General features: G+C 43.6%; 16 protein-coding genes and 1 other annotated feature. Of the genes, 15 read left to right on the forward strand and 1 reads right to left on the reverse strand.

Features of this window, described 5'->3' with window-relative positions:
• Positions 1-16 precede the first annotated feature (16 nt).
• Positions 17-2,419, forward strand: a complete 2,403-nt coding sequence (recD2, locus tag EKQ44_RS11475) for an SF1B family DNA helicase RecD2 (protein ID WP_237663696.1) — start codon at positions 17-19, stop codon at positions 2,417-2,419.
• 79 nt (positions 2,420-2,498) lie between these two features.
• On the opposite strand, the gene EKQ44_RS21455 is transcribed toward recD2, so the two are convergent.
• Positions 2,499-3,194 carry a hypothetical protein gene (locus EKQ44_RS21455; protein WP_269151633.1) on the reverse strand — a complete coding sequence of 232 codons (696 nt, stop codon included), beginning with the start codon at positions 3,192-3,194 and terminating at the stop codon, positions 2,499-2,501.
• 187 nt (positions 3,195-3,381) lie between these two features.
• Here EKQ44_RS21455 and EKQ44_RS11485 point away from each other — a divergent pair, with 187 nt between their 5' ends.
• The 14 genes from EKQ44_RS11485 to EKQ44_RS11550 all read left to right on the forward strand — a co-directional run bounded on the left by EKQ44_RS11485 (position 3,382) and on the right by EKQ44_RS11550 (position 18,587).
• A complete protein-coding gene (locus EKQ44_RS11485; protein WP_237663697.1) occupies positions 3,382-3,855 on the forward strand; it encodes a PRC-barrel domain-containing protein in 474 nt (157 codons plus the stop codon).
• Positions 3,856-3,870: 15 nt separating this feature from the next.
• A complete protein-coding gene (locus EKQ44_RS11490) occupies positions 3,871-4,065 on the forward strand; it encodes a hypothetical protein (RefSeq protein ID WP_047969446.1) in 195 nt (64 codons plus the stop codon).
• 22 nt (positions 4,066-4,087) lie between these two features.
• Entirely contained in the window at positions 4,088-4,243 is a 156-nt protein-coding gene (locus tag EKQ44_RS11495; protein WP_156515689.1) for a YrzQ family protein, read from the forward strand.
• A gap of 319 nt (positions 4,244-4,562) precedes the next feature.
• Entirely contained in the window at positions 4,563-5,453 is an 891-nt protein-coding gene (locus tag EKQ44_RS11500) for a nitrilase-related carbon-nitrogen hydrolase (RefSeq protein WP_237663698.1), read from the forward strand.
• A gap of 161 nt (positions 5,454-5,614) precedes the next feature.
• Entirely contained in the window at positions 5,615-6,943 is a 1,329-nt protein-coding gene (locus EKQ44_RS11505; protein ID WP_237663840.1) for an NAD(P)-dependent oxidoreductase, read from the forward strand.
• 24 nt (positions 6,944-6,967) lie between these two features.
• Entirely contained in the window at positions 6,968-8,254 is a 1,287-nt protein-coding gene (gene preA, locus EKQ44_RS11510) for an NAD-dependent dihydropyrimidine dehydrogenase subunit PreA (RefSeq protein ID WP_237663699.1), read from the forward strand.
• Positions 8,255-8,269: 15 nt separating this feature from the next.
• Entirely contained in the window at positions 8,270-9,694 is a 1,425-nt protein-coding gene (gene hydA, locus EKQ44_RS11515) for a dihydropyrimidinase (protein ID WP_237663700.1), read from the forward strand.
• Positions 9,695-10,008: 314 nt separating this feature from the next.
• A complete protein-coding gene (locus EKQ44_RS11520; protein ID WP_237663701.1) occupies positions 10,009-11,475 on the forward strand; it encodes an NCS1 family transporter in 1,467 nt (488 codons plus the stop codon).
• Positions 11,476-11,498: 23 nt separating this feature from the next.
• Positions 11,499-11,729 carry a hypothetical protein gene (locus tag EKQ44_RS11525; protein ID WP_237663702.1) on the forward strand — a complete coding sequence of 77 codons (231 nt, stop codon included), beginning with the start codon at positions 11,499-11,501 and terminating at the stop codon, positions 11,727-11,729.
• Positions 11,730-11,802: 73 nt separating this feature from the next.
• Positions 11,803-12,036: a hypothetical protein gene (locus tag EKQ44_RS11530; protein WP_010196066.1), complete on the forward strand. Its 234-nt coding sequence runs from the start codon at positions 11,803-11,805 to the stop codon at positions 12,034-12,036.
• A 153-nt stretch (positions 12,037-12,189) separates the two neighbouring features.
• Positions 12,190-13,797, forward strand: coding sequence for a PucR family transcriptional regulator (locus EKQ44_RS11535; RefSeq protein WP_237663703.1), 1,608 nt, complete (start codon positions 12,190-12,192; stop codon positions 13,795-13,797).
• A 352-nt stretch (positions 13,798-14,149) separates the two neighbouring features.
• A complete protein-coding gene (locus EKQ44_RS11540; protein ID WP_237663704.1) occupies positions 14,150-15,616 on the forward strand; it encodes a CoA-acylating methylmalonate-semialdehyde dehydrogenase in 1,467 nt (488 codons plus the stop codon).
• A gap of 493 nt (positions 15,617-16,109) precedes the next feature.
• Positions 16,110-17,471 (forward strand): aspartate aminotransferase family protein, encoded by a 1,362-nt coding sequence (locus EKQ44_RS11545; protein ID WP_269151634.1) that lies wholly within the window; start codon positions 16,110-16,112, stop codon positions 17,469-17,471.
• A gap of 57 nt (positions 17,472-17,528) precedes the next feature.
• The gene (locus EKQ44_RS11550) at positions 17,529-18,587 is read left to right on the forward strand and encodes an AI-2E family transporter (RefSeq protein WP_237663705.1); all 1,059 of its coding nucleotides are present in this window, start codon (positions 17,529-17,531) and stop codon (positions 18,585-18,587) included.
• 46 nt (positions 18,588-18,633) lie between these two features.
• Positions 18,634-18,846, forward strand: a binding site (T-box leader).
• The last annotated feature ends 53 nt before the right edge of the window (positions 18,847-18,899 follow it).

An 18,899-nucleotide genomic window follows, 5' to 3' on the forward strand; every position in this document is an offset into this window, starting at 1 on the left:
ACGGAGGGAAATTCCCATGAAGGACCAAAAGCAGCAATCCTCTCTCGATCTTTTCGAGGAACATGAAAAGTTTATAAAAGGTTCGCATCTTGTTACTATCTTCCATAATGAATCCAATATGTATTCGGTCGTGCGGATCAGAGTGACGGAGACGAATGTTGCTTATGATGAAAAGGAAGCGGTCGTCACAGGCTATTTCCCTCGGATACATGAAGATGAGACTTACATATTTTTTGGACAAATGAAGGATCATCCCAGGTTTGGGCTTCAGTTTCATGTAGAGCACTTCCGTAAGGATATTCCACAAACAAGGCAGGGGATCATCCAGTATTTATCAAGTGACTTGTTTTCAGGAATCGGAAGAAAGACGGCAGAAAAGATTGCCGATGCCCTCGGAGAGAATGCTATTTCAAAAATTCTAGAAAACCCTTCCGTATTGGATTCCATTCCAAAGCTTGCTGGGGATAAGGCAAAACTTCTCTATGATAGCCTGATGGAGCATCAAGGTCTCGAACAGGTCATGATCGCATTGTCTCAATTTGGCTTCGGACCTCAGCTTTCCATGAAGATTTATCAAGCCTATAAAGATCAGACCATTGAAACCCTCCAAAAAAATCCATATCAACTAGTGGAAACGGTGGAAGGCATCGGATTTGCCCGTGCAGATGAACTTGGCAATCACTTCGGGATATCCGGAAATCACCCAGATCGCATCAGGGCAGGTTGCCTATATATGCTTGAGCAACATTCCATGCAAGAAGGGCACTGCTATGTAAAGGAAGACCAACTTATAGAGGCAGTGGTAAGACTTTTAAATGAGAAACAGCATGGGCTTGTTTCAGACTCTGACATTTCTCGGGAAATTTTGCAATTGACAGAAGAAGGGAAGCTGAAAGCGGAGGAAGGTCGAGTATACCTTCCAAGCCTTTATTTTTCCGAACAAGGTGTAGTCACGAATATTAAAAAAGTCCTGGAGCAAACGCAATATGCCGAACAGTTCCCTGAGTCCGAGTTCCTACTTGCATTAGGTGAGCTTGAGGACAGGTTGAAGGTACAATATGCCCCCTCTCAAAAAGAAGCCATCCAGCAGGCACTTATGACCCCGATGCTGCTTTTAACAGGTGGCCCTGGTACCGGGAAAACGACTGTTATCAAAGGTATTGTAGAATTATATGCTGACCTGCACGGTTGTTCCCTTGAACCGAATGATTATGACAAAGATGATCCATTTCCCATCATGCTTGTGGCACCAACTGGCCGTGCTGCCAAACGGATGAGTGAAGCAACGGGCCTGCCTTCCTTGACGATACATAGGCTTTTGGGCTGGAACGGTTCGGAAGGGTTTCAACATGATGAAGAAAATCCGATAAAAGGAAAATTACTCATAGTCGATGAGGTATCAATGGTTGATATCTGGCTTGCCAATCAACTTTTCAAATCCCTTCCTGATGACATTCAAGTAGTTTTGGTGGGGGATGAAGACCAATTGCCTTCAGTGGGACCAGGACAGGTGTTAAAGGATCTTCTGGCATCCAAAGTCATTCCCACTGTGCAGCTGACGGATATTTACAGACAGGCGGATGGATCCTCCATTATTGAACTGGCACATGATATGAAGGGTGGAGTAGTACCTGCTGATATATCTTCGGGACAAAAAGATCGTTCCTTTATAAAATGCGGGCAGGCACAAATTTTAGATGTAGTAAAAAAGGTCTGTGCCAATGCACAAAGCAAAGGGTACACAGCAAAGGATATCCAAGTACTCGCTCCTATGTACAGGGGAAATGCGGGGATAGATAAACTGAATGAAATGCTCCAGGAGCTGTTCAACCCTAAAAGTGAGCAAAGGCGTGAACTCAGCTTTGGGAATGTCGTGTACAGAACTGGTGACAAGGTATTGCAGCTTGTGAATCAACCGGAAAGCCATGTGTTCAACGGGGATATCGGTGAAGTTGTTTCTATTTTCTATGCGAAAGAGAACACAGAAAAACAGGACATGGTCATCGTGTCGTTCGATGGGAATGAGGTGACCTATACGAAACAGGATCTCGGTCAGCTTACACACGCATACTGCTGTTCCATACATAAGTCGCAAGGAAGTGAGTTCCCGATAGTAGTTTTGCCAGTGGTGAAAAGCTATTACAGGATGTTGAGGAGGAACCTACTGTATACGGCTGTCACACGTGCCAAACGCTTTTTGATATTATGCGGGGAAGAAGATGCATTGAAGCTTGGTGTGCAGCGAGCGGATGAGCAGGCAAGGCAAACGTCTTTAAGGGAACGGTTACAAGTGAAGCAGTCAAAACATATAACTGAACAGGAAATGGATGACCCTGTATTACAAGAGATCCCATTCTGGAGAGATGCGAATATCGGCATGGAAAACGTCAGTCCATATGATTTTATGGATGACGAATAAGCGATGCTCCAAAACGATAAAATTTACTACGGGAAAGAGGCTAGTCCAACTATGGGCCAGCCTCTTTTTACTTATGAGATTAGTCTTCCTGTTTGATTTCTGCAGCGGTGAATGTGAAAGGACCGTATGCGAAGACATTCAAGTCTTCTGAAAACTGTCCCTTTTGAGCAGTCAGATAATAGGTTGTTTCTTTTCCGTCCGCTGGAATAACATCCACAAACTGAGTGACAGATTCCGTTGCATCATCGTTTCCTTCCGCATCAACTTCTACGATGCTTTGATAAATCAAGTTTGCAGGAGAAATGTTGCCACGGTAAATTCTTGTAATCACGTCAGCGAATTCAAAAGAGTTGTTGTTCACATGGTAAAGGCCATTCAACCATACAACATTGCCTTTTTCGACATTTTTCAGAGTAGCTGTAGCAACAACTTGTGGTTGCGTACTGAGTGGGAAATTTAGTGGTAGCGTTGTGGAAGTAATTGGTTCAAATGTTTGATAAGCAAATTCCACTAATTTGGAACCGTGCTTTTTCTTGTCTTTTTTATCATCGTCATGCTTCTTACAATGTCTCTTCTTATCATAATCATAATCACAGTCATAATCATAATCATGCTTTTTACAATGTTTCTTCTTATCATAATCACAATCATACTCATAATCGTAATCATGCTTTTTACAATGGCCCTTTTTATCATGTTTCTTGTAGTCATATCCTGCTGCGTTGTCATCAATAACCGTTTTGCGTTCACTCTTGTAGTAATAATATTTTGCCATGAATTTTCACCTCCTTCCATTGAATTCTTTACATCTTATTCGAATTAAGAAATACTGCTTGGTCAATTGATGGAGAATTTTAGCCTGTTTTTGCTTTAGAACACCTATTTTAAAATGGAAAACCTTTCGCAGTATGAGGTGATCTAATCAGACAAAAGCTAGTAATGTTCGAAAAGAGGTGGATTCTTTGAGAACATTTTCTCGAGTGATTGGGATGCTAATATACGATATGGCATCAGGGGATAAGATTGGCCGAGTGAAGGATCTTTGCATTGAAGAGCCAGGACAAGTAAAAGGACTGATTATCGATGGTAAAGGCATTTTCCATCGAGCGAAGTTTCTTCCCTTTGAATATATTCATTCTTTCGGTGATGAAGGAATCATGGTGGGAAGTCATGTCCTGAATCCCATTGCCAAAGAGGAGGGGCAAGTATATTATCACCACTTCCATGGAATCAAAGGCAAGTCCTTTATTACTGGAGAAGGAGATAAACTTGGCCTTTTGGATGATGTATATTTCGAGGAGAAAACGGGCACAATCGTAGGATATGAAGTAACGGACGGTTTTTTTGCAGATTTGTCAGAAGGAAAAAAGATAGTAAAGAATCCTTCTGATCTTGTCATAGGAAAAGATACCGTCGTCGTTTCTGTATTATCCTAACGCGAGGTGTCTAAGATGGTCCTTTGTTGTCCTAACTGCAAAAGCAAAGATATCGGAAAAATCGGAGTGAACCAGTATTATTGTTGGGGTTGTTTTATTGAGCTTTCCGTATCCAAAGGAATGGTCCATACTCATCAGGTGGAAGAGGACGGGACGTTAAGTTCTTTGGATGATTTGTTTCATGAAGACGATCGACAAATCAGTATGTAACTAAAATTTGGGAGTGAGTCGCATGAACAGAGCTATGACATCCTTATTAATGATTGGCCTTGGAGCCGCTGCCACTCGACTAAGCCGTAACAACGATGTACAAAACTTCCTGGGAGATATCACTTCCAAACGGAATATGAAAAAGATGAGAAAGCAAGCCAAGCGATTGTTTTCTTAATGTGAGCCCGTTCCTTTTATAGGAGCGGGTTTTTACTTTTGAGCAGTTGATTTCCGTTCCAGGCGATTCGCTTTCCTGCGGCGGTCCATGAGCCTCCTCACTCCGCTCGGGGGTCTCACCTGTCCCTTCCTCCCGCGAGCGTCTGCGCGCCTTCCACTACAATCAACTAGGTAACTGTCGTTTTACATTTTGGACAGTCCCCACCCATTACAATTTAACATTATGTATAGTGAAATACTTACTTAAAGACAGTAGAATAAACATAAAGTTCTAATTATTCTAACAATTTACCAATAATTCATTAAAAGGAGGTTCATGTATGTCCGATAAAGTGATGATTGGTTTAATTCAGGCGTCGAATGATGTGGATGGCAAAGAAGCTGTAGAGGTCCACAAGAAGACGGCCATTGAAAAGCATATTAAATTGGTAAGAGAAGCGAAAGCAAAAGGCGCGCAGATCATCTGCCTCCAGGAGATTTTCTATGGCCCATACTTTTGCAGTGAACAAAATGCAAAATGGTATGAGGCTGCAGAAGAAATTCCAAATGGTCCGACAACCAAGCTATTTCAGGATCTGGCAAAGGAATTGGAAGTGGTTATTGTCCTTCCGATTTATGAAAGGGAAGGGATTGCGACTTATTATAATACCGCTGCAGTCATTGACGCGGATGGGAAATACCTTGGTAAATATCGAAAACAACATATCCCTCAGGTCGGGGTGGGAGACCAGGGACATGGTTTCTGGGAAAAATTCTACTTTAAGCCGGGTAATCTTGGTTATCCGATTTTTGATACGGCATACGCAAAGGTTGGCGTGTACATATGTTATGACCGCCATTTTCCTGAAGGAGCCCGTTTACTTGGTTTAAAAGGGGCGGAAATAGTATTCAATCCATCTGCTACGGTGGCGGGACTTTCAGAATACCTGTGGAAGCTTGAGCAACCAGCACACGCTGTGGCAAACGGCTATTATGTCGGGGCCATCAATAGGGTAGGCGTGGAAGGACCTTGGAAAATGGGCGAATTTTATGGACAGTCCTACTTGGTGGACCCCCGTGGGACTTTCGTATCCATTGGAAGTAGAGATAAGGATGAAGTGATAATCGGTGAAATGAACAAGAAACTAATTCGTGAAGTGAGAGATGTATGGCAGTTTTATCGTGACAGAAGACCTGAAACATATGAAGAAATGACAGCACTTTTACCGTAAAGGTTAAAAGGTGGCTCATTCGTAGTTTGTGAACCTAATTCCTACATAGAATCTTGGGCACATGCGTCGATTTGGGTCACTTTTTTTCTTGCAAATCTGCAAAAAAGGAGCGTGGCTGTGTGAAAGGAGCAACGAAAAGAATAGATCTTGAAAATTTGGCTATGAATTTCTTGGAAGCAAAGCCTGGATTGACGGAAAGGGAAGCAGTGGAAGAGGCGAATCGCTGTTTGTACTGCTATGATGCACCCTGTATTGTTGCCTGTCCAACCAGTATTGACATTCCTTCTTTTATCAAAAAGATTGCATCAGGCAATCTGAAGGGCTCCGCGAAAACGATCATGAGTGCCAATCCTGTAGGTGCAAGCTGTTCGCGTGTGTGTCCGACAGAGGAGTTGTGTGAGGGAGCCTGTGTTCTGAACCATCACACAAAACCGATCGTCATAGGGGATCTCCAGCGATATGCCACTGATTGGGCAATACAAAACGATCAATTACTTTTCGAAAAAGGCACTTCCAATGGGAGGAAAGTGGCGATTGTCGGAGGGGGGCCAGCAGGTCTTTCAGCAGCCAGGGAACTTGCGTTACTCGGATTTCAAGTAACAATTTTTGAAGCCGAGAAGGAAGCTGGAGGCTTGAATACGTATGGTATCGTGTCGTTCCGTCTTCCAAAGAGGGTTTCTTATTGGGAAGTGGAGCAGGTCAGAAGCCTAGATGTGGAAATTCGGACAGGTACAAGAGTGGGTGTGGATATTTCCGTAGAAGAAATCCTTTCTAACTATGACGGAGTAATCCTAGCGGTGGGGATGGCAAGCGTCCCGATGCTTGGAATTGAAGGAGAAGAGCTAAAGGGAGTATTCGACGCGATAGAATTTGTCAAAGAAACCAAAACAAATGCAATTTCCACTGAACTCAAGGGGAAAAATGTGGTGGTGATCGGAGCAGGAAATACTGCTATTGATGGTGCAACTTGTTCTGTCAGACTTGGTGCGAAGAATGTAAAGATTCTTTATCGCAGAACTCTGGAAGAGATGTCTGCCTACGATTTTGAGTATGAGTTCGCAAAGCAGGACGGAGTGGAATTTCGTTGGCTTACTGCACCAAATAGAATCATCGGAAATGAAAATGGTGAAGTCACGGCAATAGAATGTGTGCAAATGGAGCTTGGTGCACCTGGTACAGATGGTAGAAGAAGACCTATAAAAGTGGAAGGCTCAGAATTCACCCTACAAGTGGATGCTGTCATCAAAGCGATTGGTCAGACGAGATATACGAAACTAATTGATGCATTTGGTCTCTCCCACGACGGCGGAGTGGTAAAAATTGACCCGCTCACCCACCAAACATCCCATGAGCAGGTGTTTGCATGTGGAGATGTCGTCTTTGGAAAAGGTCAAGGTGAGGCGATGGTGGTAACGGCTGCTGAACAGGGCAAGATTACCGCTTATGCACTTTATGAAAAATTGGTGAAAAGCCGAATAGAAACGGCCTAACAATCTTTGTGAGGGGGGAAAGCATTGGCAGATCTATCGATAAATTTGGCAGGAATCAAATCTCCAAACCCTTTTTGGTTGGCTTCTGCACCGCCGACAAACTCTGGCTATCAGGTACAAAGAGCTTTTGAAGCAGGCTGGGGAGGGGCAGTATGGAAGACGCTAGGGGACCCAATCATTAATGTGTCATCCCGGTTTGCTGCTGTGAGTTTCAACGGACAGCGAGTGGCAGGGTTCAATAACATCGAACTTATTACGGATAGGCCATTGGAAGTGAACTTAAGGGAAATCGAGGAAACCAAAAAGAGATTTCCGGACAGGGCTGTGATTGCGTCCTTGATGGTGGAGCCAAAACGGGAAAAATGGCATGAAATTGTGAAAAAGGTAGAAGCGGTAGGCGTTGATGGACTGGAGTTGAATTTCGGCTGTCCGCATGGAATGGCGGAACGGGGAATGGGTTCTGCATCAGGCCAGGTTCCAGATCTGGTGGAAAAGCAGACATACTGGGCAAAAGAAGCAGCTAAAACTCCCGTCATTGTAAAGCTGACCCCAAATATCACGGACATCACCGTGACAGCAGAGGCTGCGGTCAGGGGTGGAGCTGATGCGGTAAGTATGATCAATACAATCAACAGTCTGGCCGGGGTGGATCTAGACAGCTGGAATACAGTACCGCATGTAGGCGGCAAGGGTGCTCATGGCGGTTATTGTGGTCCTGCCGTAAAACCGATAGCACTTAATATGGTTGGGGAATGTGCAAGAAATCCTAGGATCAATGTGCCTATTTCAGGTATGGGTGGAGTATCGAATTGGCAGAATGCGGTGGAGTTCATGCTGATGGGAGCAACAGGCGTGCAGATTTGTACAGCCGCTATGCATCACGGTTTCCGTATTGTGGAAGACATGATTGATGGGCTGAACAATTATCTGGATGAAAAAGGGTTAGCTAAAGTCATGGATCTTGTTGGGAAATCCGTACCAAAGTACTCGGATTGGGGCAACCTGGATTTAAATTATAAAATTGTCGCTAGAATTAACCAGGATACCTGTATTAACTGCAATAAATGTCATATCGCCTGTGAAGATACGTCCCATCAGTGCATCGATATGCTGAAGGACCCTTCTGGTAAATCCTATTTACAGGTGAGGGAAGAAGATTGTGTGGGCTGTAATCTATGCTCGATCGTCTGTCCGGTGGATGATGTCATCACCATGGTGGAGCTCCCGCATGAACAGCCGCCAATGACTTGGAATGAGCGCCAGACCGCCCTTGGATTATTGAAGGAATGTGAAGTGGATACGGTTAAATAAGGGGGAATTGATAAAATGGCAGCAAAAAAGTTAATAAAGAACGGAATAATTGTAACGGCAAGCGACCAGTATGAAGCAGACATTTTGATTGACGGTGAAACAATTTCCTCCATTGGATTCAACCTTTCATCCGCAGACGCGGAAGTAATTGATGCAAGGGGTTGCTATATCTTCCCTGGAGCAATCGACCCGCATACTCATCTGGATATGCCCTTTGGGGGGACCGTTACAAAGGATGATTTCGAAAGCGGAACGATGGCCGCAGCTTTTGGTGGGACGACAACGGTGATCGATTTCTGCCTGACAGATAAGGGCAAGCCACTACAAGATGCCATCCAGACATGGCATGACAAATCAAAAGACAAAGCGGTCATTGATTATAGCTTTCACTTAATGATAGGAGAAATGAATGAGAACGTTTTAAAGGAACTTCCTAAAGTCATAGATGAGGAGGGGATCACCTCCTTCAAAGTGTTCATGGCCTATAAAAATGTATTCCAGGCGGATGATGCCACGTTATTCCACACTTTAAAGGCAGCCAAGGATCTCGGTGCTCTTGTCATGGTTCATGCAGAGAATGGGGATGTCATCGATTATCTGACGAAAGAAGCATTGAAAAAAGGCAATACAGATCCGATTTATCATGCGCTTACGAGACCGCCAGAGGTGGAAGGGGAAGCGACAGGCAGGGCGGCACAACTAACTTCCCTTGCAGAATCCCAGCTCTATGTGGTGCATGTCTCCTGTGCAGAGGCAGTAGAAAAGATTGCGGAGGCAAGGAACAAAGGGGTGGAGATCTGGGGGGAGACATGTCCTCAATATTTGGCACTGGATCAGAGTTATTTGGAAAAACCGAATTTCGAAGGTGCAAAATATGTCTGGTCACCACCATTGCGTGAAAAATGGCACCAGGAAGTCTTATGGAATGCGCTCAAAAGCGGTCAGCTTCAAACCCTCGGTTCTGATCAATGCTCTTTTGACTTTAACGGGCAAAAGAGTCTCGGAAAGGGTGACTTTACAAAGATACCGAATGGCGGACCTATGATTGAAGACCGAGTAAGCATTCTCTTCTCCGAGGGTGTGAAGAAGGGACGTATATCCATCAACCAGTTTGTGGATATTGTATCCACACGGGTAGCGAAGCTATTTGGTATGTTCCCGAAAAAAGGGACCATATCCGTTGGTGCGGATGCAGACATCGTCATTTTTGATCCAAACCAAGAACGGACCATATCCGCTACGACCCATCATATGGCCGTTGATTACAATGCCTTTGAAGGGATGAAAATAACGGGGGAACCAGTTTCTGTTATGGTACGGGGTGAGTTCGTTGTCCGTGATAAGCAATATGTCGGAAAAGCAGGAAGCGGTCAATACATTAAACGCCATAAATATGGAGCAACATCACACATAAAACAGAACGAGACTCTATCCATTTAAACTACCAATCCTAAAAACTACATTCTGCTAACCTCCGTATGCTTGACCTACACAACATTTTTAGGTCAAGCATTTATTATATCTAGCTTGTCTAAATGTGTGGTCACTCATTGAAAATTCTTAGTTCAAAGAGTTTTATAGCTGGTGATTGGCGTAACAGGCGAAGACTCCAGCGGGGGGATAGCGACAATCTTGAGAACCTGCAGGGCGTAGCACGAGGAGGCACAAGGTCGCCCTCCGGATAAGCGCAGCCGTTTCCGGAAATCACCAGCGGTGTATAACGGGGCCTTAAATTTAGTTAATGGGGTGTTGTAATGAAAAAGAATGAAAGCTATTTAAAATCACCAGACCTGCTACCGATTGCTCATTCTGCCAGAAAAATTGGTACATTAGGATTTGCGGTCATGTGGGTTGGAATGGCAGTGGTCCTGGCAGCATTTGCTATCGGAGGAGCAGGTGTACAAAGTTTATCGCTCGGTTGGGTAATCATAGCGACGATCATCGGAAGTATCGCCATTGGATTATTCATGACAATCACAGGAGACATTGGCATTGAGCATGGACTCTCCTTCCCAGTCTATATGAGGGCTCCATTTGGGACGGTGGGTACCCATATCCCTTCCATTATACGGGGATTGGCAGCATCATTTTGGTTTGGGATCAATACATTCTTCGGCGCAACTGCCATGAACGCCATTCTTTTTACATTGACCGGTTTTAACAATTGGTTTGTCTGCTTCCTGATTTTTGCTGCGGTCCAGCTATTGAATACTGCACTGGGAATCAAAGCGGTGGAACGATTCGCAGACCTTGCTGCACCAATCATCATCATCATTTCTGCCTGGATGTACACCACTCTATCGGATAGGGCATTAGAACAGGGGAGAGAGGTTTGGTCATGGATTGAAAGTCCGGTGACTGGGGGAGCCGCGGTTACTGCCTTCCTTGTGGTTATTTTCAGTAACATGGGTTTCTGGGCAACGTTAGCTGCCGACATTCCATCCATTTCCCGGTTTATCAAAGCACCAAGGTATGAAAGGAATTGGCTGAAACGGAACAAGTCCAGCATAGTTGGAAGTGTGATAGCCCTTCCGATTACACAAACATTTATGGTGGCTATCGGAGGCGTATCGTATATCGCCGTATCCAATTATGACCCTGTAGTCGCTTTGCAGGAGGCTGCTACAGGAATTGTTCTGGGAGTGCTATTGTTGATGATTATTTTTGCACAGTGGTCCACCAATGCTTCGGCGAACCTTATTCCGGCTGCCACCATCTTCTCAAATGTCGGCGGTCCGAAAGTTCCTTTTTGGGCGGGGGTTGTGATCGCAGGAATCGTGGGATCTGTCGTTCAACCATGGAACCTCTTTGACATTTTGATTCCTGTCCTGTTGATTGTAGGAGGCATTTTATCTGCAATCGTAGGAATCTTGTTTGCAGATTATTATTTATTGAGAAAAAGGAGAGTCAATGTCCACGATCTTTATGAAAATAACGGTCAGTTTAGATATACAAATGGATTTAATCTTGCAGGGTTCATCGCCTGGTTTGTAGGAGGGGCAGCGGCTTATTATTTGGCAAACTACTCTTTCATTGTGGGATTTGTAGTAGGTGGAGGTTTATATTATGTCCTAGCAAAATATTGGTATTTCAAAAAATATCAGCAGGCTGAACTGGAAGACCCGGATGATGAGAAATATTTAGGAATAACAGTGGGAAGGGATTGGGTTATCCTTGATGATGCGGATGCCTATGAAGAACCACGGGAGCTTTCGAGCTGACTACCTGAGAGGAGGAATATTTTTTGAGTGATTATCTACAATATATAGCAGAAAAAGATAAAATAGATTTTTTTATAAATAAAGGGTTCCGTATCAAAGATGTAGAAGAAAACTTAGAGGGTGCATTTCTTGTCCTGGAGATGAATGATGGAAAAAAGGACATTCCCCATGAAGAAACTCTACACATAAAACATGCAGATTCGAGGAAGTATTTTGCCTCCCTAATAATCAAACAGCAGCGGCAAGAAAGTTAACAAATTCCTCATAGTTTGAGCAAGATTGGAATAAAATCATGTAAACTGCATCGTGAAAGGAGTAATTCTTTTTATGGAATATCAATTGAAATGCAAAGAAAGTGCTTATCCTTGTGAGGTAACCATTGACGAGGATAACAACAGATTTACAATACGTAAAGCCGATTCTAGCGGAGAGTTCTTTAATTCACCAGAGGAGTTGGTCAATTGGATTCTGGAAAATTGGGATTCAAGTGATTTCAATGATGAGGGTGAATTTCAGGAAATGGTTCAGGAGATACAGTTATATTTTCCCATAAATAATTAACAGTAAATGAAAGGATGACATGTTGAATTACTGGACATGTCATCTTTTGTGTTAATTTGTCTGAATTTTTAATTAAATATAACTCCCTCTTACGTTATAATAAGAGTATGGCTTTAGGACCTAGTCATACTTTAAGGATTACGAGGTGAATAAATGAAAACCATGCTCTCCTTACAGGAAATCATGAAGCGAAAACAGTTTGAAAGATCCGAAGTAATTGCAGGAGGACAAGGAATGCATCGCCAAGTGAAATGGGTGCATGTCGTGGAAATAACCAATATAGAAAAACTATTAAATGGACAAGAACTGATTTTATCTACAGGTGTCTCTTTTGGTGGAAACATCGAGAAGTTCCGTTCATTTGTTCAACAGCTGATAAACTGTCAAGCCGCCGGATTATGTATTGAGAAAGGTTCCTACATCCCCGTCATCCCTCAAGAAATTATTGATTTAGCCAATGCACATCATTTCCCTCTTATTTTCTTTCATCAGGAAGTTTCATTTGTAGATATTACGCAAGATATTCATTCTGTCTTAATCAACCAGCAATATCAGATGATCTCTCAGTTAGAAAGCTACTCTCAAACCTTGAACAAAAAACTATTGACCATTACACATGAACTTGACATCCTCACCTATCTTCAAGAACATTTGGAAACACAAATCATTTACGAAAATGGTAACCAAGAAAGGTTCTTTATCCCAGACGTCCCTATCCATGAACGCAAGAAAATTCTTTGCTCCCTAAAATCCGATCCCATGAAGGAAAGGTATTTGAAGGAGTCTGTACAAGTATTGGATAAGCAGCATGGTGTCATTCACATCCTTTCACAGGACCGTACGATGAGTGAGTTTGACCATCTTCTTTTGGATCGCACGGTAACAGCGCTCGCACAGCATATTTTAAGAGGGTTGTATGTGGAGGAGAAGAGAAGACTGGAAGAAAGCGAGTGGCTACGCAGTTGGCTCGAAGGTGGTCAGGGCAAGGAATCTATCCGGGAATTCCTGGGAAGAAATGAGGCAATCTTTCATAAAGGGGGAGTTGTGCTCTTATGTAAAAAGAAGAACCAGCAGGCGCCTTCCTTGGACAAGACCTATCTCACCCTGTTATTTCGTTCTATTTTTGAACAGCAGGGCTTTTCGGTTTTTTTTACAGAGATGAAAAACACGTTAACGGTAATCCTGATCAACAGGAGGGAAGAAAGAGGCTGGAAAGAAAGGCTTTCTGAAGGTGCTGCTGTTATTCTTAATAAACAAAAAGATAACAAAGGAAATTTTTCGTTGCGTTTAGCTGTAGGAAAATATGTCCAGCCCCTTGATCAGCTATCAAGAAGCTATCAGTCCTCGTGGGAGGCATTACAGATACAAGAACAGCTGTTAAAAGAGGAGTATTTCTCCTTTTTTGAAGATCTCCATATTTACCGACTCATTTCTTTTATGCAAAAGCATCATGATCTTCGTGATTTTGTCATGGAATATCTCGAGCCTGTGATTGTTTATGATCAAAAGCATAATGGGAAGCTGCTCGATACCTTGAAAACCTATCTGGCCTGCAATGGATCTAAAAAAGAGACGGCAAGCAAACTCTATATCGTCAGACAGACCCTCTATCACAGGATACAGAAGCTTGAGAGCTTGCTGGGGGAAGATTTCATGAATTCGGAAAAGAGATTAGTAATCGAATTCATGGTGATGGTTTATGAATACCTGAATACAACAAATGCGTATCTGGAAGGAGATAGCAAATCGTACACCCTATAAGAAGTATGGAGATTGGTTTCCTGAAAGGACTACTCTCAGTTGGTATACAAAGCAATATTCACAATAGTAAGGAGTGCGTAGCAGAGGCCACTGATAAACCCAATAAACTGTCTTTTTTATGAGTTTCTAGCTGTTGATTGGAGCAAAAGGCGAAGCCTGAATAACTAAACTAATGTATTGTTTGTCAACAGTCTGAGATTGGTCTCCTAAACGGACCAATCTTTTTTTCTGGCAAAATGTCAGAGGCAAAACCTTATCCATTTTACATTTTGTCTAATGAAAGCCTTTCTAATTTGTCAGATAATAGTCATAAGTTCTAAAAATTCCATAGAAGAATGAGGAGGACAAAGACATGACAATCACTTCAAAAGAAACAGCAGTATTGCAGAATTTCATAGATGGCAAATGGGTTGATTCCAAGGGGACAGAAAAGATGGAAGTCATCAACCCAGCGACAAAGGAATGCTTGGCAAAAGTTCCAATTTCAACGAAAGAGGATGTGGAGGAAGCAGTTAAGGCTGCAAAAACCGCGTTTCAAATGTGGAAGAATACTCCTGTCCCTAAGCGTGCGCGCATTATGTATGCCTATCATCGTCTGCTGACGGAAAACCATGATGAACTGGCAAAGCTCATCGTGCTCGAAAATGGCAAGGCTTTCAAGGAAGCGCATGGGGAAGTGCAAAGAGGGTTGGAATGTGTGGAATTTGCAGCCGGTGCCCCGACCTTGATGATGGGGGAAACCTTATCCAATATAGCAGAAGATATTGATTCCAGCATGTACCGCTATCCTCTTGGAGTGGTGGGAGGTATCACGCCTTTCAACTTTCCGATGATGGTTCCCCTATGGATGTTCCCGCTTGCCATCGCATGCGGAAATACGTTTGTCCTGAAGCCTTCAGAGCGAACGCCTATGCTTGCAAATCGTTTGGTTGAACTTTTTACAGAAGCTGGAGCGCCTGAGGGGATTTTAAACATAGTTCATGGAGCACACGATGTGGTAAATGGACTGCTTAACCATGAGGATGTAAAAGCAATATCCTTTGTCGGTTCACAGCCTGTAGCAAAATATGTGTATGAAACTGCTGCGAAAAATGGGAAGCGTGTTCAGGCCCTATCAGGAGCGAAAAACCACCATGTCGTAATGCCCGATGCAAACATAGAAAAGGCAGCACAGCATATCTTGACTTCCGCATTCGGGAGTGCGGGTCAGCGGTGCATGGCGTGTAGTGCAGTTGTGGTAGTCGGGGATAATGATCAATTTGTAGATGAGTTAAAAGCAAAAGCGAATACCCTTACTATCGGTAATGGGATGGATGAAGAAGTATTATTGACCCCTGTTATAAGGGAAAGCCATAGGGAAAAAGTACTTGGCTATATTAAACAAGGTGTATCAGAAGGGGCTTCCCTGATCAGGGATGGGCGAAAGGAAATGGAAGAGATGACAGAAGGAAACTACCTTGGACCAACTATCTTTGACCATGTGACACCGGAAATGACAATTGCCAAGGAAGAGATCTTTGCTCCGGTTTTGAGCCTTCTGCGAGCAAAAGACCTTGATGAAGCATTGTCACATATTGAGAAATCCCGTTTTGGAAATGGTGCGACCATCTACACGAAAGATGCCAAGGCAGTTCGCCAGTTCAGGGAAGAAGCAGATGCAGGCATGATTGGTGTGAATGTAGGAGTACCAGCAACGATGGCGTTTTTCCCGTTCTCAGGCTGGAAAGACTCCTTTTACGGTGATCTTCATGTAAACGGAAAAGATGGAGTGAATTTCTTCACCCGCAAAAAAATGATCACATCAAGATTCGATTTTTGAAATAAGGATTAGTTAATAGGATATCCCAGCTGTTGATTGGAGAACAGGGCGAAGACTCCTCGAAAATGTTAACACATTTTCTTCGTGCGATGTATCGCTGTCGCAGCCTTCCTTGTCCTACGGGAGGTAGCGCTTAGAGGAGATCCCGCAGGCTTGCGAGGCCACTGATAAACCCAATAACCTATCTTTTTTAAGATTTTCTTGCTGTTGATTGGAGCAATAGGCGAAGACTCCTGCGGGGAGATAGCGACAATCTTGAGACCCCGCAGGGCGCAGCCCGAGGAGGCTCAAGGTCGCCCTCTGGATAAGCGAAGCCGTTTGCGGAAATCAACAGCGGTGTTAATCAGGTTGTCAAAATTATATACTTTTTCAGTGGCCTCCAGGCTTGCCGAGGAGGCTCCGCAAGCGCCCCGCGGAAAACGAAGCCGTTTGTGGAAATCAACAGCTGCGTTAGCATTTTCCCAAATCCTTAAAAATGGAAAGGGTGTATCGGATGGCGAAAGTGAACCAATCGCAAGAACATGATTTATTGGCTCAGGATGACCGGTTTGTATGGCATTCCATGAAACCTTACAGCCCAACTTCCACGATGGTGGTAAAAGAGGCGAAAGGTGCGTGGGTAACAGATATTGACGGAACCCGATATTTGGACGGCATGTCCGGTCTATGGTGTGTGAATGTCGGTTACGGAAGAACGGAACTTGCAGAAGCGGCATATGAACAACTGAAAGAACTGGCTTACTTCCCTTTAACGCAAAGTCATGTCCCTGCCATCAAGCTTGCCGAAAAACTGAACGAGTGGCTTGGGGAGGAATATGTCATCTTTTTCTCCAACAGTGGTTCAGAAGCGAATGAAACAGCCTTTAAGATAGCAAGGCAATATCATGCCCAGCGTGGCGATGCCAACCGCTACAAAATCGTTTCCAGATACCGTTCTTATCACGGAAATACAATGGGATCGCTTGCCGCCACTGGACAGGCGCAACGAAAATACAAATATGAGCCCCTAGCACCAGGTTTTGTGCACGTACCACCACCGGATACCTATAGGATGGAAGATGTCCAAACGGAAGATCCAATGAAGATGCGTTGCGTAAAAGATGTTGATCAGGTCATGACGTGGGAGCTCAGTGAAACCATTGCAGCCATGATCATGGAACCTATCATAACAGGGGGAGGGATACTTACCCCACCAGACAAATATATGGGGGCAGTCGCTGAGATCTGCAAGAAACATGGTGCCCTCCTGATTGTGGATGAGGTGATATGCGGGTTTGGACGAACAGGAAAGCCATTTGGATTTATGAATTATGGTGTAAAACCTGACATTATCACGATGGCCAAAGGAATCACCAGCGCGTATCTGCCGCTGTCTGCAACTGCTGTTAAAAAGGAAATCTATGAGCAATTTAAAGGGTCAGAGGAATACGATTACCTGCGACATGTGAACACTTTCGGCGGAAGCCCTGCCTCGTGTGCACTAGCATTAAAAAACTTGGAAATCATGGAGAACGAAAAGTTGATAGAGCGTTCTGCTGAAAAAGGAGCCATACTTTTAAGTGAACTTCGATCACGATTATCAGCAAATCCATATGTCGGTGATGTACGTGGCAAAGGACTGCTTGTCGGATTGGAACTCGTTAGGAATAAAGAGACAAAAGAGCCAATTGAAATCGATAAGATTAATGGAGTCATTGCTGCTTGCAAAAGGAAAGGCTTGATTGTAGGGAAAAACGGCGCTACAGTTGCTGGATTTAATAATGTGCTAACCCTTTCTCCTCCTTTGTCGATCAGTGATGAAGACCTTCAGTTCATCATTGAGACGGTGGCGGATTCTATTTCGGACCTGAAGTAAAATACCCGTATAAATACCTTTAACTAAATAGAGAATAACGAGTAGGAGGCGTTTCTCTTGGAAAATCAGAAGAAATGGCTGTTACGCCTAGGTACACTTCTACTCGTTATGATCATTTTGTATGTCTTCATGAAGCTGAGCCCGTTATGGGAACCGGTTCTAAGAGTTATAATAATTATAAGCATCCCGTTTTTAATCAGTATTTTCATTACATACCTGTTGCATCCGGTTGTAGAATACACGCACAATAGAGGCATGCCAAGACCTATAGCCATTCTTCTGATCTATCTATTGTTTTTTGGTGGAATCGGTCTCATAGGCTACAAAGGCATACCTGTCATCATTGACCAACTGTGGGAGCTTTCCGATAATTTTCCGAGACTCGCTCAAACCTATAGTGGTTGGATCAAACAGATTCATAGCTCCACCTCAAGTTGGCCTGACGGAATCCATGAAAGGGTAGATCAGACTTTTGTTGAATTCGAAGCGATGCTCTCCAATCTTTTAACAAGGGTCGTAGCGGGGTTGAAAGGAATATTAAATTCCTTTTTCATTCTGATTGTCATCCCATTTATTGTATTTTACCTGTTGAAGGATTACGATCAGGTTAAGAAACTTGTCTGGTATCTCACACCTAGAAAATGGCGGGAGCCGGGGCTCGCCTTTTTAAAAGATGTGGACATCTCTTTAGGTAGCTATATAAGAGGCCAACTTACTGTCTGCCTGATTATTGGCTTTTTAGCAACGGTAGCCCTTTGGTTAAGTGGTATGAGATATCCTTTAGTTCTTGGCGTCATTATCGGAATCACCAATATCATCCCTTATTTTGGCCCGATAATAGGGGCCTTCCCTGCTGTGATTATTGCTGCGACCATGTCAGTGAAAATGGTGATCCTCGTCATTATCATCATTTTTGGGCTGCAATTTATAGAGGGCAACATCTTATCTCCCCTCATCGTAGGAAAAAGTCTGCATATCCACCCAGTATTCATCATACTGGCACTTTTGATAGGTGGAGAGGTGGCGGGAGTGATTGGATTGATATTAGCAGTACCGGTATTTGCTGTGTTAAAGGTCACTTTGACCCATCTTACTGCTCATTTCATCAAACATTGACAACGGTCTTTCTGTTGCATATAATCGAAGCATACAAGCTACATAAACCAATTCATAGAAGGATCTGAGTACATTACAGACCATCCTGATAAGAGAGGAATTCCACGGCTGAAAGAATTCTAGGGTGAAGGGTAATGGAAAGCTAATCCGGAGAGCAGGGTAAAATCCTGCCGGCTTGCACCGTTAAAGCAATCTGAGAGATGGCAGAATTAATCTGTCATAATCAGGGTGGTACCGCGAGAACACTCTCGTCCCTGTTATTAGGGACGGGAGTTTTTTGTTTTTTAGTAACATTTTAAGGAGGAAAATCAA

Source organism: Sutcliffiella horikoshii (assembly GCF_021991925.1).
GTDB lineage: Bacteria > Bacillota > Bacilli > Bacillales > Bacillaceae_I > Sutcliffiella_A > Sutcliffiella_A horikoshii_F.

What these genes read in the sequence shown, in the direction of transcription:
- recD2 (WP_237663696.1), top strand. Translation starts at nt 17, where the DNA reads ATGAAGGACCAAAAGCAGCAATCCTCTCTCGATCTTTTCGAGGAACAT.
- EKQ44_RS21455 (WP_269151633.1), bottom strand. Translation starts at nt 3,194, where the DNA reads ATGGCAAAATATTATTACTACAAGAGTGAACGCAAAACGGTTATTGAT.
- EKQ44_RS11490 (WP_047969446.1), top strand. Translation starts at nt 3,871, where the DNA reads ATGGTCCTTTGTTGTCCTAACTGCAAAAGCAAAGATATCGGAAAAATC.
- EKQ44_RS11495 (WP_156515689.1), top strand. Translation starts at nt 4,088, where the DNA reads ATGAACAGAGCTATGACATCCTTATTAATGATTGGCCTTGGAGCCGCT.
- EKQ44_RS11500 (WP_237663698.1), top strand. Translation starts at nt 4,563, where the DNA reads ATGTCCGATAAAGTGATGATTGGTTTAATTCAGGCGTCGAATGATGTG.
- EKQ44_RS11505 (WP_237663840.1), top strand. Translation starts at nt 5,615, where the DNA reads ATGAATTTCTTGGAAGCAAAGCCTGGATTGACGGAAAGGGAAGCAGTG.
- hydA (WP_237663700.1), top strand. Translation starts at nt 8,270, where the DNA reads ATGGCAGCAAAAAAGTTAATAAAGAACGGAATAATTGTAACGGCAAGC.
- EKQ44_RS11520 (WP_237663701.1), top strand. Translation starts at nt 10,009, where the DNA reads ATGAAAAAGAATGAAAGCTATTTAAAATCACCAGACCTGCTACCGATT.
- EKQ44_RS11530 (WP_010196066.1), top strand. Translation starts at nt 11,803, where the DNA reads ATGGAATATCAATTGAAATGCAAAGAAAGTGCTTATCCTTGTGAGGTA.
- EKQ44_RS11535 (WP_237663703.1), top strand. Translation starts at nt 12,190, where the DNA reads ATGAAAACCATGCTCTCCTTACAGGAAATCATGAAGCGAAAACAGTTT.
- EKQ44_RS11540 (WP_237663704.1), top strand. Translation starts at nt 14,150, where the DNA reads ATGACAATCACTTCAAAAGAAACAGCAGTATTGCAGAATTTCATAGAT.
- EKQ44_RS11545 (WP_269151634.1), top strand. Translation starts at nt 16,110, where the DNA reads ATGGCGAAAGTGAACCAATCGCAAGAACATGATTTATTGGCTCAGGAT.